General features: G+C 61.1%; 26 protein-coding genes and 1 pseudogene. 12 read left to right on the top strand and 15 right to left on the bottom strand.

The window, feature by feature from the left end:
- Positions 1-122 precede the first annotated feature (122 nt).
- Entirely contained in the window at positions 123-551 is a 429-nt protein-coding gene (locus AACI_RS12445) for a Fur family transcriptional regulator (RefSeq protein WP_012811766.1), read from the bottom strand.
- Positions 552-799: 248 nt separating this feature from the next.
- Here AACI_RS12445 and ahpC point away from each other — a divergent pair, with 248 nt between their 5' ends.
- From ahpC to AACI_RS17305, 5 genes and pseudogenes are all read left to right on the top strand, one after another.
- Positions 800-1363 (top strand): alkyl hydroperoxide reductase subunit C, encoded by a 564-nt coding sequence (gene ahpC, locus AACI_RS12440; protein ID WP_012811765.1) that lies wholly within the window; start codon positions 800-802, stop codon positions 1361-1363.
- 18 nt (positions 1364-1381) lie between these two features.
- Positions 1382-2911: an alkyl hydroperoxide reductase subunit F gene (gene ahpF / locus AACI_RS12435; protein ID WP_012811764.1), complete on the top strand. Its 1530-nt coding sequence runs from the start codon at positions 1382-1384 to the stop codon at positions 2909-2911.
- Positions 2912-3117: 206 nt separating this feature from the next.
- Positions 3118-4125: a zinc-dependent alcohol dehydrogenase gene (locus AACI_RS12430; protein WP_012811763.1), complete on the top strand. Its 1008-nt coding sequence runs from the start codon at positions 3118-3120 to the stop codon at positions 4123-4125.
- Positions 4122-4937 (top strand): sugar phosphate isomerase/epimerase family protein, encoded by an 816-nt coding sequence (locus tag AACI_RS12425; RefSeq protein ID WP_012811762.1) that lies wholly within the window; start codon positions 4122-4124, stop codon positions 4935-4937. Before AACI_RS12430 ends, AACI_RS12425 begins: the two co-directional genes overlap by 4 nt.
- A gap of 184 nt (positions 4938-5121) precedes the next feature.
- A pseudogene (locus tag AACI_RS17305) lies at positions 5122-5409 on the top strand (MFS transporter); the annotation flags it as partial.
- A gap of 102 nt (positions 5410-5511) precedes the next feature.
- Here AACI_RS17305 and AACI_RS12415 read toward each other — a convergent pair.
- From AACI_RS12415 to AACI_RS12400, 4 genes are all read right to left on the bottom strand, one after another.
- The gene (locus AACI_RS12415; protein ID WP_012811760.1) at positions 5512-6663 is read right to left on the bottom strand and encodes an RNA-guided endonuclease InsQ/TnpB family protein; all 1152 of its coding nucleotides are present in this window, start codon (positions 6661-6663) and stop codon (positions 5512-5514) included.
- Positions 6635-7222, bottom strand: a complete 588-nt coding sequence (locus tag AACI_RS12410; protein WP_012811759.1) for an IS607 family transposase — start codon at positions 7220-7222, stop codon at positions 6635-6637. Before AACI_RS12410 ends, AACI_RS12415 begins: the two co-directional genes overlap by 29 nt.
- 53 nt (positions 7223-7275) lie before the next feature.
- Positions 7276-7920 carry an MBL fold metallo-hydrolase gene (locus tag AACI_RS12405; RefSeq protein ID WP_012811758.1) on the bottom strand — a complete coding sequence of 215 codons (645 nt, stop codon included), beginning with the start codon at positions 7918-7920 and terminating at the stop codon, positions 7276-7278.
- A gap of 130 nt (positions 7921-8050) precedes the next feature.
- Positions 8051-8923 carry a LysR substrate-binding domain-containing protein gene (locus AACI_RS12400; protein ID WP_012811757.1) on the bottom strand — a complete coding sequence of 291 codons (873 nt, stop codon included), beginning with the start codon at positions 8921-8923 and terminating at the stop codon, positions 8051-8053.
- Positions 8924-9204: 281 nt separating this feature from the next.
- Between AACI_RS12400 and AACI_RS12395 the strand changes: the two genes are divergently transcribed.
- Positions 9205-10869 (top strand): ABC transporter substrate-binding protein, encoded by a 1665-nt coding sequence (locus tag AACI_RS12395; RefSeq protein ID WP_012811756.1) that lies wholly within the window; start codon positions 9205-9207, stop codon positions 10867-10869.
- A gap of 42 nt (positions 10870-10911) precedes the next feature.
- Here AACI_RS12395 and AACI_RS12390 read toward each other — a convergent pair whose 3' ends face one another.
- Positions 10912-11976 (bottom strand): tetratricopeptide repeat-containing glycosyltransferase family 2 protein, encoded by a 1065-nt coding sequence (locus tag AACI_RS12390; protein WP_012811755.1) that lies wholly within the window; start codon positions 11974-11976, stop codon positions 10912-10914.
- Between the two features lie 184 nt (positions 11977-12160).
- Between AACI_RS12390 and AACI_RS12385 the strand changes: the two genes are divergently transcribed.
- Together AACI_RS12385 and AACI_RS12380 are read left to right on the top strand one after the other, a co-directional pair.
- Positions 12161-12520: a hypothetical protein gene (locus tag AACI_RS12385; protein ID WP_245530800.1), complete on the top strand. Its 360-nt coding sequence runs from the start codon at positions 12161-12163 to the stop codon at positions 12518-12520.
- An 11-nt stretch (positions 12521-12531) separates the two neighbouring features.
- A complete protein-coding gene (locus AACI_RS12380; protein ID WP_245530616.1) occupies positions 12532-13305 on the top strand; it encodes a hypothetical protein in 774 nt (257 codons plus the stop codon).
- Between the two features lie 353 nt (positions 13306-13658).
- Here the strand turns inward: AACI_RS12380 and AACI_RS16690 are convergent, their stop codons facing one another.
- Together AACI_RS16690 and AACI_RS12370 are read right to left on the bottom strand one after the other, a co-directional pair.
- Entirely contained in the window at positions 13659-14660 is a 1002-nt protein-coding gene (locus AACI_RS16690; protein ID WP_012811752.1) for an exosporium glycoprotein BclB-related protein, read from the bottom strand.
- A gap of 143 nt (positions 14661-14803) precedes the next feature.
- Positions 14804-16297: an aldehyde dehydrogenase family protein gene (locus AACI_RS12370; RefSeq protein WP_012811751.1), complete on the bottom strand. Its 1494-nt coding sequence runs from the start codon at positions 16295-16297 to the stop codon at positions 14804-14806.
- Positions 16298-16723: 426 nt separating this feature from the next.
- On the opposite strand from AACI_RS12370, the gene AACI_RS12365 reads away from it, so the two are divergent.
- The 3 genes from AACI_RS12365 (at position 16724) to AACI_RS12355 (ending at position 20002) form a co-directional block, all read left to right on the top strand.
- Positions 16724-18316 carry an APC family permease gene (locus tag AACI_RS12365; protein WP_012811750.1) on the top strand — a complete coding sequence of 531 codons (1593 nt, stop codon included), beginning with the start codon at positions 16724-16726 and terminating at the stop codon, positions 18314-18316.
- 127 nt (positions 18317-18443) lie between these two features.
- Positions 18444-19331: a methyl-accepting chemotaxis protein gene (locus AACI_RS12360; protein ID WP_148213794.1), complete on the top strand. Its 888-nt coding sequence runs from the start codon at positions 18444-18446 to the stop codon at positions 19329-19331.
- A 116-nt stretch (positions 19332-19447) separates the two neighbouring features.
- The gene (locus AACI_RS12355) at positions 19448-20002 is read left to right on the top strand and encodes a DJ-1/PfpI family protein (protein WP_012811748.1); all 555 of its coding nucleotides are present in this window, start codon (positions 19448-19450) and stop codon (positions 20000-20002) included.
- Positions 20003-20045: 43 nt separating this feature from the next.
- Here the strand turns inward: AACI_RS12355 and AACI_RS12350 are convergent, their stop codons facing one another.
- From AACI_RS12350 to AACI_RS12320, 7 genes are all read right to left on the bottom strand, one after another.
- Positions 20046-20294: a hypothetical protein gene (locus AACI_RS12350; protein ID WP_012811747.1), complete on the bottom strand. Its 249-nt coding sequence runs from the start codon at positions 20292-20294 to the stop codon at positions 20046-20048.
- Between the two features lie 40 nt (positions 20295-20334).
- Positions 20335-20565, bottom strand: coding sequence for a hypothetical protein (locus AACI_RS12345; RefSeq protein WP_012811746.1), 231 nt, complete (start codon positions 20563-20565; stop codon positions 20335-20337).
- 47 nt (positions 20566-20612) lie between these two features.
- Positions 20613-20867: a hypothetical protein gene (locus AACI_RS12340; protein WP_012811745.1), complete on the bottom strand. Its 255-nt coding sequence runs from the start codon at positions 20865-20867 to the stop codon at positions 20613-20615.
- A gap of 45 nt (positions 20868-20912) precedes the next feature.
- Positions 20913-21161: a hypothetical protein gene (locus AACI_RS12335; protein WP_012811744.1), complete on the bottom strand. Its 249-nt coding sequence runs from the start codon at positions 21159-21161 to the stop codon at positions 20913-20915.
- 39 nt (positions 21162-21200) lie between these two features.
- Positions 21201-21449: a hypothetical protein gene (locus AACI_RS12330; protein ID WP_012811743.1), complete on the bottom strand. Its 249-nt coding sequence runs from the start codon at positions 21447-21449 to the stop codon at positions 21201-21203.
- A 163-nt stretch (positions 21450-21612) separates the two neighbouring features.
- Positions 21613-22941 (bottom strand): MFS transporter, encoded by a 1329-nt coding sequence (locus AACI_RS12325; RefSeq protein ID WP_012811742.1) that lies wholly within the window; start codon positions 22939-22941, stop codon positions 21613-21615.
- A 96-nt stretch (positions 22942-23037) separates the two neighbouring features.
- Entirely contained in the window at positions 23038-23904 is an 867-nt protein-coding gene (locus AACI_RS12320; protein ID WP_012811741.1) for a TIGR01777 family oxidoreductase, read from the bottom strand.
- Positions 23905-24042: 138 nt separating this feature from the next.
- On the opposite strand from AACI_RS12320, the gene AACI_RS12315 reads away from it, so the two are divergent.
- A complete protein-coding gene (locus AACI_RS12315) occupies positions 24043-24486 on the top strand; it encodes a DinB family protein (protein ID WP_012811740.1) in 444 nt (147 codons plus the stop codon).
- The last annotated feature ends 21 nt before the right edge of the window (positions 24487-24507 follow it).

Raw genomic sequence — 24507 nt, 5'->3', positions numbered from 1 at the left:
TAGCGCATCCGGTGATGAGAGGGTCCTGCACCAAATATGACGCATGCGCGGCCTCTCTTGAAGCCGTTTGTGAGCCCCACTCGGCTTTCAGAGTGGGGCCAAAAAATCTTAAGGGTTGTATTTCACGAGACCTGCTGCTGTTTACACTTCGGGCAGATTCCGCGGACCTCGACGTGATAATCCTCAACCTCAAATCCCCGGGCTTCCGGTGGCACAGACAACTGAATCGGCTCCTCCAGGTAAAAATCGAACAGCGCACCGCAGCGCGTGCAGACCAGGTGATGGTGGGGTTCCACGTTGATGTCGAACCGGCTCGCGCCCTCGCCAACGCCAATCTCCTTCACGAGTCCCACCTGCGACAGTTGCTTTACCGTATTGTAGACGGTGGATACGCTCATGCTAGGAAAGCGGTCCTGCAGTGACGTGTAAATATCGTCCACGGTCGCATGACCGTCGTAGTCCAACAAGAACTGGAGAATGGCTTCTCGCTGCGGGGTCACGCGCAGGCCGGCATTTTTCAACAACTGCACAGCGTCCTTCTGCGCCTGCATGTCACCCCCTCCTTTCATCCGTGGTTTTACTCGATTCTATCCCCTTTGACAACCGTCCTCGCTTTTTTTATAATGCGACCTAGATGAGAACGATTCTAAAGTACGACTCATTACGAGTTGATTATAATTCAATGTTCTCATTCTGCAAAGCTCTCTCGCGGCGCGAGACGAGCCCGATTCGGTCCATCCCGCTTCGGCGGAGGACATACATCCGCTCACATTCACCTTACGAAGGAGGATGATCGTCGATGTCTCTCGTGGGCAAGAAGATTCAGCCGTTCAAGGCCATGGCGTACCGTAACGGCGAGTTCATTGAGGTGACGGATCAAGATCTGTTGGGCAAGTGGAGCATCCTGTGCTTCTATCCGGCGGACTTTTCGTTCGTGTGCCCGACGGAGTTGGAGGACCTGCAGGAGCACTATGACGAGCTGAAGAAGCTCGGCGTGGAAGTGTACTCCGTTTCGACGGACACGCACTTCGTGCACAAGGCTTGGCACGACGTGTCGCCGTCCATTCAGAAGATCACCTACACGATGATCAGCGACGCGACGCACGAGATTTCCCGCAACTTTGACGTGCTCATCGAGGACCAGGGGGTCGCGGAGCGCGCCACGTTCCTCATCGATCCGGACGGCGTCATCCAGGCCATCGAGATCACGGCGGACGGGATCGGCCGCGACGCGTCGACGCTGATTCCGAAGGTGAAGGCCGCACAGTATGTGCGCAATCACCCCGGTGAGGTCTGCCCGGCGAAGTGGAAGGAAGGCGAGAAGACGCTCAAGCCGAGCCTCGATCTCGTCGGCAAGATCTGAGGAGGTGTTGGCCTGACCATGGTGCTCGACGATGAAATTCGAGAGCAACTGAAACAGTATCTCGAGCTCATGGAAGGCGACGTCGTGATCCGGGTTGCGCCCGGGTCCGACGACGCCTCCCGCGATATGATGGAGCTCGTGAACGAATTGAAATCGATGTCGCCCAAGATTCACGTGGAAGAGGCTGATCTTCCGCGGCGTCCGAGCTTCAGCGTGAACCGCCCGGGCGAGGACACGGGCATCGTGTTTGCCGGCGCACCACTTGGACACGAGTTCACATCGCTCGTTCTGGCGCTTTTGCAGGTGAGCGGTCGGCCGCCCAAGGTTGATGAGTCGGTCATCCGCAAGATTCAGAGCCTCGAGGGCACGTACGAATTCGAGACGTACGTCAGCTTAAGCTGCCACAACTGCCCAGACGTGGTGCAGGCCCTCAACCTGATGAGCGTGCTGAATCCGAACATCCGGCACACTATGATCGACGGCGCCGTGTTCAAGTCGGAAGTGGAAGAGAAGAACGTGATGGCGGTGCCGACGGTGTATCTCAACGGGGAGTTCTTCGAGAGCGGGCGCATGTCCGTGGAGGAAATCCTCGCGAAGCTCGGCAGCCAAGCGGATGTCTCCGAACTGAATGCGCGCGATCCGTACGATGTCCTGGTGATTGGCGGCGGCCCCGCGGGCGCGAGTGCGGCCATTTACGCGGCCCGCAAGGGCATCCGAACTGGCATCGTGGTGGATCGGTTCGGCGGCCAGGTGAACGACACGCTCGGCATCGAGAACTTCATCAGCGTGAAGTACACCGAAGGGCCGAAATTCGCCGCCCAGCTTGAGGAACATGTCCGTCATTACAATATCGACATTATCAAATCTCAACGCGCGAAACAATTGCGAAAAGGCGATCTCATCGAGGTCGATCTCGAAAGCGGCGCGACACTCAAGTCGAAGACGGTCATCATCGCGACAGGTGCCCGCTGGCGCAACCTCGGCGTCCCTGGCGAGAAGGAGTTGCAGACCAAGGGTGTAGCCTACTGCCCGCACTGCGACGGCCCGCTCTTCCAGGGCAAGCGCGTGGCCGTGATCGGCGGCGGCAACTCTGGCATTGAGGCGGCCATCGATCTCGCCGGCCTCGCGTCGCACGTCACCGTGCTCGAGTTTTTGCCTCAGCTCAAGGCGGATGAGATCTTGCAGAAGCGGCTGTTCAGTCTGCCCAACGTCACGGTGCTCACGAACGTCGAGACGAAGGAGATTCTCGGCACGGAGCGCGTGACGGGAATTCGCTATGCCGATCGCGCCACGGGCGAGGAGCACCAGCTGGAGCTCGAAGGCGTGTTCGTGCAAATCGGCCTCGTGCCGAACACGGAGTGGCTCGGCGATTTCGTCGAGAAGACGCGGTTCGGCGAAATTGTCGTCGACAGCCGCGGCCAGACGAGCGTCGAGGGCGTGTTTGCGGCGGGCGACTGCACCAACGTGCCGTACAAGCAGATCATCATCTCCATGGGCTCTGGCGCGACGGCCGCGCTCGGCGCGTTCGATTACCTGATCCGTCATTGACGCTCGCAACCGTCCCATCCAGTTCCCACTCACCCCTGCGGCTCCGCATGCCCCGCCGCAGGGGTCTTTTTGTTCCCTGCGGCGGGGCTGATAACTGCCGTGCATCGCCCCGGCGCAAGAATGGCATTGGCGCCATCGCGCCCGCGGATGGTACATTCAAATCAACCCGGCCGGGGAAGTGCGAGCGAGATTCGAGGTGAACGCGCATGCGACAACTGGTGATGGAAGCGCCTTCGCGCTTGCGCCTGTGCGAAGCGGAGGCGGCGGGATCGCCGGGGGACGGTCAGGTGCGGCTTCACACCATCATGGGCGGCATCTGCGGCTCGGATACGAAGGTGTATCACGGCCACCTGCGCCACGCGAGCTATCCCGTCCGCCCTGGGCATGAACTCGTGGCCCGCGTCGTCGAAGTGGGGGCAGGCGTGGATCTTGCGCCGGGCGATCGCGTCGTGATCATTCCCAACACCTACTGTGGCGAATGTGTGCCTTGTCGCCGCGGGCAGACGAACGTGTGCGTCCGGAAGGCGTCGATTGGCATCAACGCGCCGGGGGGATTCGCCGAGGATTGGGTGATCGAGGCCAAGTACGCGGTGCCGGTGCCCGACGAGGTGAGCGACGTGGAGGCCGCGATGGTCGAACCGTTCGCCGTGGCTTGGCACGCTGTCCACCGGGCACGGGTCAGCGCGGGCGATGAGGTGCTCATCCTGGGCAGCGGCACGGAGGGCGCGCTCTGCGCCATGCTGGCGCAGTCGCTCGGCGCCCGGGTGACGGCGGCGGACGTGCGCGAGGACCGTTTGGCGTTCGTTCGGAGGATTGTGCCGGGCGTGCGCACGGCGCTCGTCTCGGAGCTCGCGCCCGATAGGTACGCGGTGGTCATCGAGGCCGCAGGTGCGCCGGACGCCATCGCCGCGGCAGTGGCGTGCGTGCAGCCGGGGGGCTGCATCGTCGCGCTGGGCCTTGCGGAGGAGGCTCGGTTGCCGATGCAGGTCTTTGTCCGCAAGGAGGCGTCGCTTCTCGGGTCCATCATCTACGTCCGGCAGGATTTCGTGGACGCGCTCGCCCGGCTGAAGGGCGATCCCGCCCTGCGCCAAGCCTTCGACAAGCTGTGTGCGGGCGTGTGGCCGCTCGAGGCATACGCCGAGGCGTACCATCACGCGCTTTCCGGCAAGCCGGGCAAGGCGCTCATCGCCTTCGAAGGAGGCGCATCGCGATGAAGTGGAGCGTGTGCACCACCGGGATGAAGGAGCGGTCCCTCGAGGACATCCTGAAGCTCGTCCGCGCCTGGCGGGCGTCCGGCGTCCGCGTGGACGGCCTGGAGCTGTGGGTCGGCCATGTCGAGCCCTATGCCGCGGCTGGGCGGATGGCGCTCGAGGAACTCGCGTCGAGGCTCGCCGACGAGGGACTCAGCGTGCCGGTCATCAGCGGCTACACCTATTTCTCCCGCAGCCCGCGCGACCGCGACTCCGACCTCCGGGACGTGCGCCGCTATGCCGAGATGGCCTCCGCGCTTGGCGGCCCTGCCATTCGGACGTTCTTCGGCCACCTGCCTTCGCGCGCGGCGAGCCCCGAGCTGTGGGATGAGTCCCTGGCCGCACTGGTCGAAGCGCGGATCATCGCGCGAGGCATGGGATCGGACCTCCTGGTGGAGACCCATTACCAGACGTTTGCGGATTCCCTCGACAGCCTGCGCAGTCTGCTCCACTCGGTTCCGGGCGGCGATCTCGGCCTGATCTTCGATGCTGCCAACTTTAACCCGGACCACCTCGACCCGCTCGAAGTGCTTCGGGAGGTGTATCCAGCCGTTCGGCACGTGCACTGCAAAAACTACCATTGGAATCATGAGGCGTGGTACCAGAGCGTCCCAGTCTCGGCGTTCGATCCGTCGGGAGACGTGGACAACGACCGCGTGCTGCGGGAACTTGCCGCGCGCGGATATCAGGGATTCGTGTCGCTCGAGTACTTCGGGCGTCGAGGCTTTCCGGCGCTTTTGCGATCGCTCGAAGAGGCGAGATGGCGGTCGGCGTAATCCGTGAGACAGAGGAGGAGATGGCGTGAAACACCGGCGTTGGTGGATCGGCGTGTTGATCGCCGTGGGCGTGATCGTCAACTACTTGGACCGGTCGGCCACTTCGATGGCCACGAAGCCGATTGAGGGCACGTTTCACCTGACAGCCGGCCAGATGGGCATCGTGCTTTCGGCCTTCAGTTGGTCGTCCATCTCGATGAGCATTCCGACGTTCATCGCGCCCAAGGGCACGGTGGGCGTCCTCACAGGGTTCCTCACGTTCGGCAACAACGCCATGGGCATTCTTGCTCCAATTGTAACCGGTTTCATTGTGCAGGCGACGGGATCGTTCATGGATGCGTTCCTGTGCGCGGCCGTGATTCTCCTGATTGGCGTGCTGAGCTACGCGTTCTTGTTGACCGACCTCGACCGCATCCCGTCCGCCAAAGCCCAGGCGGGCGCGTCTTCGGCGGCCAAAGTGCCTATCCAATGACAGGGGCGAGGCGGGGCGTGCGCTCCGCCTCGATGCCTCTCAACCGTTCTGCGATTCATGGACAAATGTCCACTTCTCGCTTCCTGCTTCAGCGACCCATGACTAGCAGCCCAAGGCCGCCCCGCCAGAGGGATCTCCACAGGCGTCACTTCCCGCGGAACTCGCGGTACCGATTCTCAAAAGATTTTTCGCTGCGTTGATGTCGCGGTCATGCCGCGTGCTGCACGCCGGGCACGTCCACTCCCGCACCGACAATGGCAACTCGCTTATCACGTACCCGCACGCCGAGCACGTCTTGCTGCTCGCGTAAAACCGAGGCGCGATGATGAGTTCCGAACCATACCACGCGCACTTGTACGTCAGCATTCGCCGAAACTCGCCAAAACCCATGTCCGAAATGGCTCGCGCCAACGCTCGATTCTGCACCATGCCTCGCACATGCAGGTCTTCCATGACGATCGCTCGCTTGGTTTTCGCGAGCTCCGTCGTCACCTTGTGCAAAAAGTCCTGCCGTATGTTGCGGATCTTCCGGTGCAGACGAGCAAGCGCCAACGCCGACTTCCGCCGATTTCGAGAGCCGGGTTTCTTTCGGCTATGCCGCTTCGACAACCGCTCTAAGCGGCGAAGGTATCGGCGCAACGGCTTTGGCGCCTTGATTTTCGTCCCGTCGGACAACGTGAGAAACCACGAAACCCCTAAATCTACACCCACAGGCTCGCCCGAAGGCGGCACAGGGTCGGGGATCTCCGTTTCTGTCGCCAAACTCACATACCATCGGTCCGCCTCCCGCTTCACCGTCGCCGACAAGATTCGGCCTTCGACATACGGTTTCTCTTTCAGCCGAATCCGCCCGAGCCGAGGCAGTTGTACGGCGTTGTCCAAAACGCGAATCGAACCCGTCAGGCGAAACGAATCGTCGCGCCCTTTTTTCTTGAACCGAGGGAATCCGACCTTGCGCCCCTCATTCAACCCGCGAAAAAAGTGTTGAAACGCGCGATCCAAGTCCCGCAGCGCTTCCTGCGGAGCGCACTTGGAGACCTCGTACATCCACGGGAAGTCGGTTTTCTTCAGGCGGTTGAGTTCCCGGTGCTGTTCGATGGCGTTCGTGCTTTGCCCCGCCTCTTCATGGAGCGCGATGCGTCGGGCAAGCCCCCAATTGTACGCAAATCGGGCCACACCTGCGTGCTTCGCAAGCATGACCCGTTGCATCCGATTCGGCGCCAACTCATACCGATACGCCCGATGAATCTTCACGCTCGAGAACCTCCAAAGCGCGCTTGGCGCGGTGACGAGCGGAACGCCGCCCGTACAACCGCGCGCAAAACGACGTAAGGACTTCGACCATGTCTTGCACCAAGTCGTCCTTGACCTCGCCTGGCTCCACGACGAGAATTCGTCGGCCTTGAGCCGCCAAAGCCGCCTCGACGTATTCAAACCCGAACCGCATGAGCCGATCCCGATGTTCCACCACAATCGTATGGGCATTTGGATCGGACAGCATTTTCATGAGCTTCGGTCGATGCCCGTTGAGTCCCGAGCCGATTTCCGTAACCGCCTTGACCACGACAAGCTTCTGTGCCATTGCAAATTCCATGAGCCGTGCGATTTGGCGATCCAAATCGGCTTTTTGGTCGGCGCTTGACACGCGCGCATACAAGGCCACGGCATTCGTTGTGGAAGGCTCGGGTTCGTGGACGAGGATGGTGCCCGAAGGAGTTTGCTCAAAAGGCACGGGCATCCGGCCTTCTTTTACCCAACGCCAGGCGGTCTTGTACGAGATTCCATTCTTTCTTGCCCAATCACTGAGTTTCATAGAAATAAAATACACCAAGTGTACATCATTGTCCATAATTCAATGAGCAGTTCTCAACCCTGCATGGCCTCCAGCAGGAATCGGTTGTGCCTTCGCTCGTGTCCCATGCGCGTCGCGGGCCCGTGGCCCGGGTAGATCTCGAGCTCATCCGGCCATTCGAGGATGCGTTTGAGCGACGCCTGCATGGCCTCCGGATCCGAACCCTCCAGATCCACGCGCCCGATAGTGCCTGCAAACAACGTGTCCCCGGAGAACACCACGCGCTTGCCGACGAGGCACACGCTCCCCGGCGAATGCCCCGGCGTGTGCCAGACGGTGAACGTCTCGTCGCCGAGCGTGAGCTCGTCGCCGTCCTGCAGCCACGCGTCCGGCTGGCGAAGGTCCGGCGCATCGTCCGCGAGGTACGCCCGGTACCAGTGCGGCGCGCGGTTCCACGTGACGAGATCGTCCCGGTGGAGGTACGACGGCACGCCGTACCGCTGGCGCAGGCGGTCGGCGCCGATGACGTGATCAAAGTGGCCGTGCGTGTTCCAGTTGGCGACGAGCTTGAGGCCCATCTCGTCGATGAACGAAAACACGGGATCCAGCGCGAGATCGCCCGGATCAATGACGACAGCGTTCGCGCCGCGCTCCCACGACTCGGCAATCACGTAGCAGTTGGACTGGATGGGCGAGATGACGAAGCGGCGAATGTCCACGTGAAGTCCCCTTCCCGTCGTTGAAACGTCCACCCCCAAGTGTAGCAGGTCGCCGGGCTCGGGTAGAAATGCGGGAAACGTGCCCGCGCCGGAGGTCCTTCGCGGGTTGAAACGGATGCCTCTCGGGCCATCACGGTGCGCACATGCGCTTGACGAAGGCGATGAACGCGCGGGCGACGGGCGACAGGGTCGTGTGGGTGTGCCAGGCCATGTAGACGGACCGTTTGCACGGCTCGCACAGCCGGAGGACGTGGACGGGCAACTGGTCGAGCTGGGCGTGCAGCGGCACCACGGCGACGCCGACGCCGGCGGCCACGAGCCCCGCCACGGTCAGGTCTTCGACGCCTTCCATGGCCACGCGCGGCGTGAATCCCGCCTCCGCGCAGTAGCGCTCAATCACGTGGCGGATACCGCTCTCGCGGGCGTAGGCCACGAACGGCTCGCCGGCGAGATCGGACAGGTGACACTGGTCCTTCGCCGCGAGCGGGTGATCGAGGGGGACGATGGCCACGAGTTCCTCCTGCAGGATTTCGACGAGCGTCAGGTGCGGCGCGTGTTGCGGCGTGCAGAACGCGATGTCGATCTCGCCGGCATCGAGCTGTTGCAAGAGCTTCTGGGTCGGCGCTTCGGACAGGCGGACGGTCACACCGGGGTGCGTGCGGGTGAACGTGCGAATGACGTCGGGCAGGAAGCGCGTGCCGAGCGAGTAGATGAGGCCGACGTGGAGCACGCCCCGGGCCTGGCCCGCGAGCTCGGCGACCTTGCGAGCGCCCGCGGCCACCTCGGCGAGCGCCTGGCGGGCGTGAGGCAGAAACGCCTCGCCGCACGGCGTGAGGCGCACGCCCTGCGCGGTGCGCACGAAGAGCGGCGCGCCGAGATCGCCCTCGAGTTTTTGGATGGCCCGAGACAGCGCGGGTTGAGACACGCGGATGGCGTCCGCGGCGCGGCGAAAGCTCTGGTACTCCGCCACGGCCAAAAAGTACTCGAGCTGGACAAGTTCCATGCGCATCCTCCCGATCCGCCGAGTGTTCACGACGCATTTGGTTCCATGACACCTGAGCTCAGGCGCCCTGTCAACCGGGGCGTTCCGCGGATCGGACCTCGTGTGAAAGTTGCGAGAATAGGGCTTGCGCAGTCGGCAGCCGCGTTGTATGTTTGCTTTGAAAGCGATTTCTTTGGACTGGGGGGTGAGCCGCCCAGGGGTGTGAGACGGAGGTGAGCCCTTAAGTCGAAATCGATTTCGATTCGAGGCGACAATTTTCGCGAATGATGAGGGGGTTGCCTATGAAAAATCGTTGGAAAGTGGCCGCCGCACTGGGATCCGTCGCCGCGAGCATGGCGCTCGTCGCGCCCAATCTGACCACACAAGCGAAAACGCTCCCGCCGCTCGTCGTGTGCACGAGCCCGCAGGGAACGTACGCGGACAACTTCAATCCCTTTGCGTCCGGCAATTTGGCTGGCACGTTCGGCAACGTGTATGAGTCGCTGTTCTACTTTGACGCGGTCAGCGGACACACCTTCGATCTTTTGGGCACGAGCTTCCACTTCACCAACGGCAACCGCACGCTGGTGGTGAATTTGCGCCACAACGTCAAGTGGACGGACGGCATGCCCTTTACAGCCAAAGACGTGGTGTTCACCTTCCAGCAGCTGAAGAAGTATCCCGACGCGGACGCGAACGGCGTGTGGCAGCAGTTGCAGTCGGTGCAGGCCAACGGAAACTACGAGGTGGTCTTCACCTTTAAGACGCCCAACGTCCCCTTCGCGGAGCAATATGTCCTTGGCTCCACGCCCATTGTCCCCGAGCACCAGTGGGCCGCGTTGGGCGATCCGGCCAAGGCGCACATCACGTGGGACAAAGCCATCGGCACGGGGCCCTTTATCGTCTCGTACTTCTCGCCGCAGGACTATAAGTTCAAGGCGAATCCGAACTACTATCTGGGCGCACCGAAGGTGCCCGAACTCGACTATCCGGCCTTTACGAGCAACCAGAGCGCCGATCTCGCCCTCGCGGAAGGCCAAGTGCAATACGGCAACCTGGACATTCCCAACGTGCAGAAGACCTACGTCGACGTGAACCCGCACAACCACTACTACTTCCCGCCTGACAACATCGTCGAGCTGTATCCCAACCTCTCGAATCCGCTGCTCGCCATCCCGAACGTGCGGGAAGCCATTAGCCTGGCCATTGACCGCCAGAAGCTCTCCGTGATCGGCGAGACGGGCTACGAGGGCGTGGCCAACCCCATCAGCCTGCCGTTGCCGAACTACAAGTCCTGGTTGGATCCGACGCTGCCGTCCTCGTACCTGCACTTCCCGCCCGTGAACGACGCGAAGGCCGAGCAGTTGCTTCAGGCGGCCGGGTTCAAAAAGGACAAGAACGGAATCTACGCCAAGGACGGGAAGGAGTTGTCGTTTAACCTCGAGGTCGTCTCGGGTTGGAGCGACTGGGACGAAGACTGCCTCCTGATCCAGCAGGACCTCGCGAAGATCGGCATCAAGGTGAACATCGAGCAGGTCACGTTCGGCACCTACTACAGCAACATCGCGCCGACCGCAAGCGCGCACGGCGTCATCCCCGGCAAGTACGATCTCGCCATCTCCTGGACGAACGAAGGCCCGACGCCCTATCTCCAGTACTACGACCTGCTCGACTCGAACGGATCGTTCAACGTGGAAGGGTTCCACGATCCCCAGGTCGACAAGCTGTTGAACGCGTTCGCGCAGACGACCGATCTCGCGGAGCAGAAAAAGATCATGTACCAGATTGAACGCATCGCCGCCGAGAAGATGCCGGTCATTCCGCTTCTCGTGGGCGCGTACTGGTACGAGTACAACGACAGCAACTACACAGGCTGGCCCACAAAAGAGAACCTGTGGATCACGCCGGGGCCGGCCAACACGCAGTCGGCCGCCATCGTGATGCAGCACCTGCAGCCCGTGCATTAAGAAATGCGATTTAAGGCGAGACCAGACGTGGTCTCGCCTTCGTTACGGTTTCTCGAGTTCGCCATCCATCCAGGCTCGCAATACAGAACGATTGTGGACGATCATCGGATCTTCACCTAGGTACTCCGCGGCTCGTTCGTTATGATCATAAGCTTTCCTGTATTGGCCGAGCCGGCTATAACACACACAAAGTTGAATATGGGGTAACCAGGTTTCACATGCATGGTTGACAAATCCCACAAAATTGGCTGGACGCCTGCATTTGGTTGCTAGATCATACCAAAAGATGGCCTGATCGATCTTTCCCTCTTCCAAGTAACCATACCCGATACGACAACACGCTTCGGCTCGCGGCGTATCGTACAGGAACGAGTGTAACACAGCTTGCTTACTTTGCTCCGGTTGATTCATCGCACGAAAGCATTCGGCGAGCTTGAAGCAAGCTGTGATGGCGTCCTCTTTCCAACATTGTCCTGTTGCTAAAAACCGCTTGTACCATTGTACAGCCTTCTCGTATTGTGCATGATCCAGCAGCTCATTGGCGTAGTAGAGCATGTCGCGTGGGCTGAAATCTTCGCCAAGCGCGAGCTTCTTCTCGTAGATGCGAAGATTGCGAGCGGCATCATGCTCGACAGGGCGATGGATGATTGCGATGTCGCTGTTGAGGATGTTGCCGTTAATTTCAAGATATTCATGGACGCGGCCCCGCCAAACAAAACCGCGCGATCGTTTCACGAGGCGAACGAGACGAGAACTGACGGTCGGCTGATCACCTTGAAATGCGAGGTGATACCACATTGTCACTGCGTCCACGTCGGAAGAAAGGTTTTTCTTGAATTCTGCCAGTTTGATTCGATCTACATCTGACACAACGTCGTCGGCGTCTAGCCAGAGGACGTAATCCATACTGGCGTGCCGGAACGATTCGTTGCGCGCCTCGCTGAAATCATCCACCCACTCAAAATCGAACACCAGATCTGTGTATTTGCGAGCGATCTCTTGGGTCCTGTCTTGCGAACCTGTATCAACTATCACGATTTCATCGACAATGTCGGCAATCGATTGGAGACAGCGATCCAGTACAGCCTCCTCATCTTTCACGATCATACATAAGCTCCAAGTATTTTCCGTTTTAGCGGACACTACGCTCTCCCCTCTCCGGTCTGACCCAGCTTACGTTCGGGATCGTATGCTGGGAGCCATCGCATGCGATAGACGAGTGCCCTGAACCTGGACGGTTTTGTGCAGGCGGGCATATGACTAGCGAGAAAGGAGGGGATGTAATGTGTCGATGCCGAACGTGCCTGATGTCAAGCCTGACATCGAGTTAACGCGCGAACAAGTTGTTCACCTGTTGCTTGCCTCGATTGCCATGGAGGAGCTTGGCCTCGCCCATATCATCAATGCGGAGGGCGAAAAGTTGCAGTATGTCCTCGCGAAGCCCTGTCTACCAACTTGTACGCTCCTGAAAGTGAACGAAAGCGTCGATCACCTTCTGCGCACGCTCATTCACAAAGAACTCCTGCTACAAATCAAACTGGAGCTCGTGTCCAAACTCGTTCCTTGCCATGTCTGTGAAGACGAGTGTGAGGAACGCGAAGAGTGCAAGGGGTGCGAGGAGTGCGGCGAATGTGAGGAGTGCGAGGAATAATGTCCATAAGCATGGTACGAGGCGTGTCCGAGAGGATGGACTCCGCTGCGTTTTTACATGCGTTCCACGACATCGTATCCCACGCAATCCTTCTCGACCGCGCGAGTAGCAAGCTCCTGTACGCCCTGGTAAGAATGGCTGCACATGAACCTCGCGTCGTCGCTCAAATTAGCCTGGCGCTCGATCAGCAAACGCTGATCGAGCGCCATCTGCACACAATTGTTTATATGTACCGAGAAGGTTGGGGCAATCGAGAGCGTGCAAATCGAAGAACTGAGATGGGCGATGCGGAACTGGATATCACGGACCATAACCTCGTTCAAAATGCCAAGGCGGTTCTTTCTGATCAACACGCGTGCGCACGTGAGCTCGTGCGCACGCTCGCGACCCTCGTGCGATCCCGCATGGGAGGGCGCAGTAAGGATGAACCCGCAATTGAACCGATCTTGGTGCAACTGTCCGATTGCGCGGTCCGCGCACGGCTCACAGCCCTTAAACGCGGGCATATGTACGCTGCGTTGCTGGGGATCGGTATTCGGCATGAGCAGCTTGGAGCGGGAACCGAAGACGCTGTTGAGCGTGAAATCTCGGTTCTTCGGATTAAAATGGGCGATTTCCCGCTCAGTACATCCACGTACAGACTCACCGCACGCAGCAATCTCGCATGGCTTGAGCTGCTGTGGAGACATCAACGACACCTATTTGTGGCCTGTGATCCGGAGCATCGGCTGTGGCTTAACATTCGAGGGCCATGGGAGTCATTACGGAACGAAGAAAGGCTGTGACAACGTGCGGCTTCAACGGCTCACCTTATGCATGATTGCACGAGACGAAGGGGACGTGATCGAGCGCGCACTGAAAAGTGCAGCCCAATTATGGGCCTTCTTCGCGGCCTGAATCTGCGTTTCGCATGGGGCATGCGCGCTTATTCCGCAATCGGTGCGGTATTCGCTTTGTGAATGACTTCCACGAGACGCTTAACGTTCTCGCCGCCCTTCGCTTTGGTTCTCTGTGGTGGACATCCCGGTTGTCATCTATCACTACGGTTATCTCGATGAACACATTCGTAGAAAAGGGAAATTGATTCGCAACTGGGGACACAGGAGGGGGGCAGCCAAACGGCTAGCCCCCGTCATAATTAACTGATCGCAACGCCCGCAGAAGCGTAACCGACAACGGTGTTAATCAGCGAGAGACCCGACGCCGTCGCCGAGAAGACGAGCAGGAGGCGCGTGCCTGCTGTCACGGGGATCGACAGGCCGGTTGTAATACCGCTCACGATTTGTCCAATGGAGATTGTACCGGTGAGCGGCGGCAGAGCGACGGAAGCGCCTGGGATCGGTGAAAATGTGTTGTTCGGCGTTGTCGACTCGTACAGCTGCGCCGTGATGTTCACGGTCGTGCCGAGCAGGCTGAGCGCGGCCGTCGCACTAAAGTACGCTGCGATCGACGTGATGACGCCATCGCGCGGCATCGAGAAGGCGAAGTTCAGGAGCGTGCCGCCAGCTCCGGTGAGGTCGATCTGGCCACTGCCCAGCACGGTCACTCCTGTGACCGAGCTGCCAAAGCCGACTAGGCTCGTCGTCCCGACGAGGCCACCTGCGACGGTGGTGAGAGCCACGGGCAGGCCAGACGCGAACGGAATGATCGCGCTTGAACCAGCCGGGCCTGTTGGCCCCGTCGGTCCTGTCGGTCCTGTGGGCCCCGTCGGTCCTGTGGGTCCGGTCGGTCCTGTGGGTCCGGTCGGTCCTGTGGGTCCGGTCGGTCCTGTGGGTCCGGTCGGTCCTGTGGGTCCGGTCGGTCCTGTGGGTCCGGTCGGTCCTGTGGGCCCGGTCGGTCCGACGTTCGCCAGCGACATCACGTTGCTGAGCTTGCTGTCCAAGATCAGCTCCTTGCGGATGATGTTGTCCAACGTGGCGTTCACCGACTGATTGAGCGTGAGAAGGTCATCCAGCGACGGCTGGGTTCCGGTGGCACCCGTCAGCGTGCCGAGGACGTACTGGATCTTTTCCGCCTCAGCGTTCGTGAGGTGGCCAAGTCCCAGTTCCTCGAGCGCGATGGACGAGAGCAACAGGTTGACAGCGTCGTCCCGGGTGATAGAGATGGACGGATTGATATTGGGGATATTGGGTTGTGACACCGGGCGTCCTCCTCGCGAGTAGAATCTCTTTCTGCACACAATAGGCGAGCATGGGAGCGCCGGTGTCTACAAACGTCCATATATGCCAATTTGGGCGACGAAAATAGGCCCGGCGAAGCGCCGGGCCCCACTCGCACGCGGATTCAGCTCAGGCTGATCCACACATCCTTGACCTCGGTGTAGTTGTTCAACGCGTACGAGCCCATTTCGCGCCCGATACCGGACTGCTTGTATCCACCGAAGGGAGCCGCCGCGTCAAACACGTTGTAGCAGTTGACCCAAACAGTGCCGGCCTTCAGCTTGCTGGCGATATAGTGGGCATTCCGGATGTTCTCCGTCCACACACCGGCCGCCAGGCCGTACTCCGTGTCGTTCGCGCGCGCAATGACTTCGTCCAAATCTTCAAACGGCATCGCCGCGACCACCGGTCCGAAGATCTCCTCGCGCGCGATGGTCATGTCGTCCCGGACATTGGCGAAGATGGTCGGCTGCACGAAGTATCCGCGATCCGTGGCCTTGCCGCCGCCGACGAGGACCTCGGCGCCCTCTTCCACGCCCTTCTCGATGTAGCCCAGCACGCGCTTCTCCTGTTCATCGGACACGAGCGGCCCCATCTCCGTGCCTTGATCCAAGCCCGGGCCTTGGCGGATCTTCTTCGCGAGGGAGACGAGATCGGCCACCACGTTGTCGTACGCTTTCTTCTGCACGAACAGGCGCGATCCGGCGCAGCACACCTGGCCCTGGTTGAACATGATGCCCATGAACGCGCCGGGGATGGCTCGGCTCATGTCGGCATCGGGGAGAATGATGTTCGGGGACTTGCCGCCGAGCTCGAGCGTGACGCGCTTCAAGGTCGCCGCGGCGTTGCGCATGATGAGCTTGCCGACCTCCGTCGATCCGGTGAACGCAATCTTGTTGACGTCCGGGTGCTCCACCAGTGCCTGTCCGGCGGTCTCGCCGAAGCCCGGCACGACATTGACGACGCCCGGCGGGAAGCCAGCCTCTTGGATCAGTTTGGCCAGGTAGAGCGCGGAGAGCGGCGTCTGCTCCGCCGGCTTGAGCACCACCGTGCAGCCCATGGCCAGCGCGGCGCCAATCTTCCAGCACGCCATGAGGAGCGGGAAGTTCCACGGGATGATCTGGCCCACGACGCCGACGGGCTCGTGTCGCGTGTAGTTGAAGTATTTTCCCGCTACCGGAATGGTTTGCCCCACGACCTTGGTGGGCCAGCCGGCGTAGTAGCGAATGTGTTCGATGGCAAGCGGCAGGTCTGCGTTCAGGGATTCGCGAATGGGTTTGCCGTTGTCGAGGGTTTCGAGCTGAGCGAGCTGCAGCTTATGTTCTTCCATGAGATCCGCCAGCCTATAGAGAAGCCGGGACCGCTCCGCGGCGCTCATGCGCGACCACGGGCCGGACTCAAAGGCGCGGCGAGCGGCTTTGACCGCGCGGTCAATGTCGGGAGCTTCCGCCTCCGCGACTTCCACCAGGACTTCTTCTGTCGCAGGGTTGATAGACTTGAACGTTTTGCCGGAGAGTGAGGGAACGAATTCGCCGTCAATGAACAGGCCCTTGGGACCCTTGAGAAACTCGACGACATCCGGATGCAGAGCGCTCGCATTCACTTCTTGAACTGCCACCCATGTCCCCTCCTTACGTGGTCAGAAAACGGTTGGAAACCGCTTTCAACTCCATCATATTAAGAGACTTGCGAAAATTCAACCCTTGATATTGGGCTTTCGGGCCTTTCAACTTCTTGACCCAATCCGATGATATGAACGTGGACGTCCGTTCATGTCCGGAGATGGCGTGTGCCGTGGCATGGATGGATCGAGGGTGCAAATGGAAAGATTGTGAACTGGACGATGATCTCGCATAGATCGAAATCGTCCATCAATTCCAAGAAGTATCTCGGTTGACAGAGGCGATCTCCTTGCGGCATCATGGGGCGTATGGTGGACAGCTTGCGCCCTGATGCGGGGGAATGAAAGCGATCACGCCCGGAGACCGCGGCGTTTCCAGTTTCGCAGGGGCGCATCATGGAACCTGAACAAGGGAGGAATTTCATGGACAAGGGCATGCGCCGGGAAATCCATCTCGTCGCGCTGACCATGACCGGGCTCGGGTCCATCATCGGCTCGGGCTGGCTGTTCGGCGCGTGGAAGGCCGCCAAGGTCGCGGGTCCGGCCGCGATGGTCGCGTGGATCCTTGGCATGGCCGTCATTCTGCTCATCGGCCTGACCTACGCGGAACTCGGCCCCATGTTCCCGCGATCCGGCGGTATGGTGCGTTACGCCCACTATTCGCACGGGTCGTTCGTCGGGTTTTTGTCCGGCTGGGCGAACTGGATCGCCATCGCGTCCGTCATCCCGATTGAGGCGGAGGCGTCGATCCAGTACATGAGCTCGTGGCCGTGGCACTGGGCTCAGTGGACGCATCACCTGTACGTCAACAAGACGCTCACGCCGCCCGGACTGCTGTTGGCAGCCATCCTCGTCTTCATTTACTTTTTGCTGAACTACTGGACGGTCAAGCTGTTCGCGCGTGCCAACACGGCCATCACCGTGTTCAAGTTCATCATTCCCGCGCTGACCGTGATTGGCCTCATCGCGGCTCACTTTGATACGCACAACTTCACGCAGTACGGCGGGTTTGCGCCAAACGGCTGGGCGAGCGTGCTGACGGCCATCGCGACGTCCGGCGTCATCTTCGCGTTCAACGGCTTCCAGAGCCCCATCAACCTGGCGGGCGAGGCGCGCAATCCGAGTCGCAACGTTCCGCTTGCCGTGATCGGCTCCGTTCTGCTCGCCGGTGTGATCTACCTGTTCCTGCAGGCCGCGTTCATTGGTTCGATGCCGGGGAACCTGCTGAGCCACGGTTGGGCGAGCATCAACTTGAAGTCGCCGTTTGCCGATCTCGCCCTCGCCCTGAACGTGAACTGGCTCGCCATCGTGCTGTTCCTGGACGCGTTCGTGTCGCCGTCCGGCACCGGCATCACGTACACGGCGACCACCGCTCGCATGGTGCACGGCATGGAGGCGAATGGCTATTTCCCGAAGGTGTTCGGCCGGATTCACCCGCGCTACGGCGTGCCTCGCGCGGCGATGTGGCTGAACCTCGTCATCGCCTACATCTTCATGCTGATGTTCCGGGGCTGGGGCGAGCTCGCCGGCGTCATTTCGGTCGCGACGCTCATCTCCTACGTGACGGGGCCCATCGCCGTCATGGCGTTCCGCAATATGGGCGATCACGTCAAGCGGCCCGTGCGAATCCCGGGGATGTCCGTCATCGCGCCCATCGCGTTCATCTTCGCGTCGCTCATCCTGTACTGGGCGCAGTGGCCGCTGACGGGCGAGGTCATCATCGTGATCATCATCGGGTTGCCGGTTTACTTCTACTACACGGCGAAGGCCGGCTGGCGCGGATTTTCGGAACACTTCCGCCGCGGGCTTTGGCTGATTGTGTATCTGCTGTGGATGGCGCTCGTCTCGTTCCTCGGCAGCGGCAAGTTCGGCGGCATCGGCGTCCTGCCCTACGGGTGGGACATGGTGGTGGTTGCCGTCTCCGCGCTTGTCTTCTACATTTGGGGCGTGCGCAGTGGATTCCCGAAGCCCAACTTCCCCGAGGGCGAAAACCCGCAGCTTGTGGACGCAGAGTGAGCATAGGTTTCATAGGGGCGCCAGTTCGCTGGCGCCCCTTCGATTTGAGCTCATTCCCTGAGCAGGAGGATGCCTGGCGCGTGTGGAACCGAGTATCGAACGGAAGGATGGCTGGGCGTGGAGGAGGATGTGTGTGGAAGTCGGATCGGCTGTCCCGTCGCAGCAACATCAGGCCATGCATCCGGCGCTGGAGGATGCGCTTCGCTTCGCAAGGTTGGCCCAACGAGCGTTTTTGGACGATGTGGCCATCCTCGTGGCGGATCGGACGCGGGTGCGAGGGGTGGTCCCTGCGCGGACGTTTGCGCTTGCAGCTGCGGAGGGGTACGAGCTTCGGCCGGGCGACGGGCTGTATGAGGCCGTGCGCGAAGGGCGTGTGCGCCAAGTTCGCCTGGATGCGTCCGCGCTCGGCCTGCCGGTAGTGATGAAGGCGGTGCCCATCGCCGCGGAGGGCGGTGAACCGGTGGGCGCCTTCTGCGCGTGCGTCCGCGTGGACGCGGAGGAGCGGCTCGTCGGCCTGGCCACGACGCTCTCGTCGTCCGTGCAGCAGACAAGCGCGACGCTGCAAGAGATGGCCGCGTCCATGCAGGTCTTGGCCACGAGCCTCGGCGACATCGCGCGCGAGTCCCGTTCCGTGCTGACGGCGGTGCGCGACGTGCGGTCCATCTCGGATGAGGTCCGGGAGATCGCTGACACGAGCCGCATCCTCGGGCTGAACGCCTCGATTGAGGCGTCGCGCGCAGGGGAGAGCGGGCGGGGATTTGCCGTGATCGCCCGCGAGATTCGGCGGTTGGCGGAAGGGGCCAGGGAACAGACAGACGTGATTGCGCAGAACACGCGCCGCATGGTGGAGATGCTCGAGGCGCTGAATGAGGCCATCGAGCGGGTGGACCGGGAGGCGGAAGCGCAGCGCTCGGCCATGGAAGCCTTGGCGTCGGCGATGCAGGAGGTCAGCCAGGTGGCGGTCGATCTCGTCGCGTTCGCAGAGCAGATGGCTCGCGCGGGCGCCGGCGGGTAACCGAAGGCGGTCGAAGCGTGTCGAAATGCCAGCGTGGACGAGATGTCTGAAATCCCATACAATGGAGATGGACGCCGCGCGAGGCGTTCAATCGGAACGAGGAGAGGGATGTTCAGATGGCCAAGAAGGTGCTGATCTTGGCGGGAGACGCAGTCGAAGCGCTGGAAATCTACTATCCTTATTATCGACTCCTCGAAGAAGGTGTCGACGCCGTCATCGCAGCGCCGAGCAAGAAGACACTGAACACCGTCGTCCACGATTTCACGGGCTGGGAGACCTATACGGAGAAACCGGGATACCTCATTCAAGCGCACGCGGCCTTCGCCGACATTCGGCCGGAGGAATTCGACGGCCTCATCCTGCCCGGCGGCCGAGCGCCGGAGTACATCCGGCTGAATGAGCACGTGCCGCGCATCGTGGGCCATTTCTTCGACGCCAACAAGCCGGTTGGAGCGATTTGCCATGCGGCGCAGGTGCTCGAGGTGGTACGCGACAAGCTGAAGGGGCGCACCATGACGGCGTACATCGCCTGCAAGCCGAGCGTCGAGGGCATGGGCGCGAAGTACGCCTCGGAGACGCTGTATGTGGAGGGAAACCTCGTCTCCGGACACGCGTGGCCGGATCTCCCGGGCTTCATGCGCGAATTTCTGAAACTGCTGAACGCCCGATGAAACAAGGCCGCCCGGCTGGGCGGCCTTCTGGCGCTATGTTCCTTCAACACTGGATGCCCCACGTCGGTTTGAAATCCTGGTCCAAGATGAGGCCATCCAAAAGCTCGTAGCTATCCACATTCAGGTTGCGCGTGAGCAGGTGGACGTTGCGAGAGCCTAGCACAGCGGCCTGCGCGGCGTTCGATTTGACGTGCGCGTCCCAGCCGCCGATGTTGATCTCGCCGATGAAAATCCCCGAGTTCTGCTGCGGCGTGTTGCTCAAAATGGCTTGAAACGCGATGACGGTAGACACACGACGACCTCCACTCCTGGCTCGGACGGCAGGGCTGCCGTCAGAAGTTCCACTCGTAGCTGAATTTCAGATCTTGATCGTGGATGACCCCGTCCATCATTTCGAAGCTGTCGAACAGCGCGTTGGCGCTGATGAGGACGTTGAACATGCCTGCGTCGAGCGCCTTGCCGGCGCCGTATTTTTGATTCGCGTCCCATCCACCGATGTTGACCTGACCGAGAAATACGCCCGCGTTCTGCTGCGGCGCCATGGTGTTGAGCACGCCGCTCACAATCAGTACAGGAATGGGAACCGCCTCCTTCGCCTCAAGGGCGCGTCTCAGACGTTGCCCTCGACGTCCGGCTTCAGGCCGAGGGTGTTCACCTGCCCGTCGATGAACTCGAAGCTGTCGAACAGCAGGCTCCAGATCTGCAGATTGTAGCTCATGATGTCGTAGTTGCCGCTCTTTCCAGCCTGAAACTTCATGTTGGCATCCCAACCGCCGTTGTTGATTTGGCCGATGAACGTGCCCGCGTTCTGCTGCGGCGTCATGGAGTTGTTCGCCCCGATGAAGACGAGCGCAGGAATGGCCATCCCCTCCTCACTCAAGCGTCTGGCGCTTGGCGCGATAGGCTGTCGTCACAGATTGCTCCCGAAGACGGGCTTTGCGTCCGCGTCGTTCATGGCTCCGTCCACCACCTCGAAGCTGTCGAGATTGAGGTTGTAGAAGCCGGGGCTCCAGTTGAAAAAGCCGAATTCGCCGCCGTGCGCCTGGCTCATTTTCCGGTTGGCGTCCCATCCTGCGAAGTTGTATTCACCGACGAAGGCACCCGCGTTTTGCTGGGGCGTATTCATGAGGAGCGAACCGAGCAAGATGACGCTTGGCATGTCAACCCTCCGCCTTCGTTCTGTCCGACTCGAATGCCGTTATCCATTGGCACCCACGGTGAGCTTGAAGTCCGTGTCGTTAATGGCCCCATCCACCACTTCGAAGTTGTCCACGTTGACGTTCACCATGCCGGCCAGGACGTTGAAGGCGCCGTACGTGCCGCTGTACGCGTTGGACATCTTCCGGTTGGCGTCCCACCCGCCGACATTGCCCTCGCCGAGAAAGATGCCCGCATTTTGAACGGCGGCATCCGCCGCGGCCGTGCCAATCACGATGAGAGAAGGCATGAAACGTCTCCTTCCGTGGGCGAGGAGTCCGCGCCCATGTGTACAGCGTATGCCTGAGGCGGTTGTCCCGATGCGGCTCTGGCCTCTCCAGGTGCAGGTTTCGGTGCGAGAAGGTGCTTTGCACAGAAAAGCCCCACGGGGCGACCCGTGGGGCTTGAAGGTGTCAGTGCGTGAGGTTTGAAGAGGGGGCCACTGCGCTTTCGATTCGGCGCTGTTTGTCCGGCTGATGGAAGATGAGGACGGCGAGGACGGACGTCGCCGAGAGCACGGCCATGAGCCAGAAGGCGCTCTTGAAGCTTCCCGTCGCGTTCACAATCCATCCCGTGATGACCGGCGCAAGGAAACCGGCGGCTGCGAAGAACGTGTCCATCAAGCCGAGCGCGGTGCCCGTCCGCTCTCGCATGAGGTCCACGTTCATGGCGTAGAAGGTCGAGTTGGCGCTCATGCCAAAGCCCACCGCGAGCGTGATGAACACGATGGCCGTCGTGAGGTCGTGCGTAAAGGTGAGCGGCACGACGCACAGCGCCGACAGCAGTTGCGAGATCCAGATGGGGTACGATCTCGCCAGGCGCAGGCTGCCTGTTCGGCGCAGGATCCAGTCCGAGAGATAACCCACGAGCCACAACAGCACGGTGGCAAGCGCCCACGGCAAGATGGAGAAGGCGCCGACCGACTTCAGGTTCAGGTGATATTCGCTCTTCAGATAGGATGGCAACCACGTCATGAAGAAGAAGAGATAATAGCCGAAGACGAAGAACGACCAGTTGTTCGCCATTAAGGTGCGGTTGACCAAGAGGTACTTCCACAGCGTGCCGGACGACACGTGATGCGCCTGGCGAAAGCGCATCTCCTTGGCCGGCCGCGTGCGATCCACATGTTCGGATGCGCGGATGTGGCGCAGTTCCTCGTCGTTCACGTGGCGGCTATGCTCCGGAAAATCGCGGAACAAGAAGAACCAGACGGGTACCCAGAGAAGGCCCACAATGCCGAGGATGATAAACATGCCTCGCCAGCCGACACCGAGAATCAAGGACGTCACAATCGGGGCGCCGATGGCGAGCGCGAGTGGGACGGCCACGAGCGAGTTGGACAGCGCGATGGCTCGCTCGCGAGGCGACAGCCAGTCGCCGACCGCCCGGTTGACGGCTGGGAAGTTCGGCCCTTCCGCCACACCGAGAAGGATGCGCATGAGGTAGATGACGGTGAACGACGCTGCGACGCCCGTCAGTCCGATGGACAGGCTCCACAAGAGCGACGCAAAGAACAGGGCCCATCGGGCGCCGACGTGATCGACCCAGATGCCGCCGAAAAACGTGGTGATCATGTAACCGATGCCAAAGGCGCCGAGGATCATGCCCACCTGGCTGTCGTTCAGGTGCAGAACCTGCGCGATGTCGCCGATGGCGTACGAGATGGCGGATCGGTCGATGTAGTTGACCACCGTGATGAAAAACAAAAGACCAATGATGACCCAGCGAAAGCGCGTGGCCATGGCTCGACAGCCTCCTTTCTTGTCTTTCCCTGCAAAAGATTGATGGGGAAATCGATTTCATTCTAAGGGCAGGACGGGGGGAGGCACAAGTCTCGCTTACAGGAAGTCCCGGAGGGCTTCCTCGAGCGTGGGGAAGGCGAAGGAAAAGCCAAGATCGAGCCCGCGCTGAGGCAGGACGCGCTGACCGTCGAGGACGAGGGTGGCGCGGCGGCCAAGCGCCAGTCGCAGCGCAGGAGCCGGAACATGGGTGAGGTGTGGGCGGTGGAGCACCTCGGCGAGCGTGCGCGTGAAGTCGCGCATCCGGACGGGATGAGGTGTGGTGGCGTTGAACACGCCGTGGAGGCGGTTGTCCGCGAGGACCCAGGCGGCGAGTCGGGCGGCGTCGTCGACGTGGATCCAGGAAATCCACTGATTGCCGTGTCCGAGCGTTCCTCCGAGTCCCAGTTGGAACACGGGCCACATCAGAGGCAGCGCGCCTCCGTCGCGTCCGAGCACCATGCCGAACCGCAGGATGGCTACGCGCGTGAGGGCGCGGAGGGGCTCCGCGGCTTCCTCCCACTCCACGCATACGCGGGCCAGAAAGTCGTTTCCGGGCGGAGATGCTTCGGTGAACGTCTCCGTGAGGGACGGGCCGTAGTAGCCGACGGCGGACGCCTGCACGTAAGCGGTGGGTGCGGTGGGCAAACTTTGAAGCGCTGCGCTCACGGCGCGGACCGTGTCGACGCGCGACCGGACGATCTCGCGCCGATAGGCCGCGCTCCATCGCTTTCGGTTGAGCGAGGCGCCGGCAAGGTTGCAGATGGCGTACGGTTCGCCGCCCTCGATGCTCTTGGCGAAGTGGTCGCGAAGGGCGTCCGGGGTGTACGGCCGCCGCACGACGTCCGGGACGTGGCCCTGGCGCTCGAGCTCTTGCGCGAGGTGGCGGCCGATGAACCCGGATCCGCCAAGGAGATAGATGCGCACGTGGATATCCCCCTGTACACGCATGGTCCTATTCGCATTGTAGCAAATCTTTCTTGCGGACGTGATCGCGCTACAATGGGGGAGGGTGGCCGGTGCAACTCGCGCGTTTCTCGGCGAATCACAAGGAGGGATGAATTCGTGCTGAAGGAGATGCAGGATCTCCACGACCTGTACGTGAAGGTCCACGCGACGATTCATCAGATGGTCGATGGCTTGACAGATGAGCAGTGGGTCAAGAAGCCGGCGGACAACTTCAACAACATCGCGTCCATTCTGGAACACACGCTGCTCGTGGAACGCCGCTTCTTCGCGCAGTTGAAGGGCGAAACGGCGGACATCGACACGCGGGCGCCGTTTTTGGCGAGGAGTTGGGATGTCGCGAAGATCAAGGCGATGTGGGCGGAAAACGAGAGGCTGGCCAAGGACGCGTTTGAGCGCCTCACGGCTGAGGCGTTGAACGAGCCGGGCGCCAAGCTCGGTGTCGGCGAGGTGAATAAGCGCCAGCTCGTTGCCTACGCCATCGCGCACACGTCGCACCATCGCGGGCAGATTCCGCTTGTGAAGAAGCTGCTCGGCATTTGAGCGAAAGACGACGGGGGCACA

It is taken from the genome of Alicyclobacillus acidocaldarius subsp. acidocaldarius DSM 446 (assembly GCF_000024285.1).
Lineage (GTDB): Bacteria > Bacillota > Bacilli > Alicyclobacillales > Alicyclobacillaceae > Alicyclobacillus > Alicyclobacillus acidocaldarius.
This window is presented reverse-complemented; position numbering and strand designations above follow the sequence as displayed.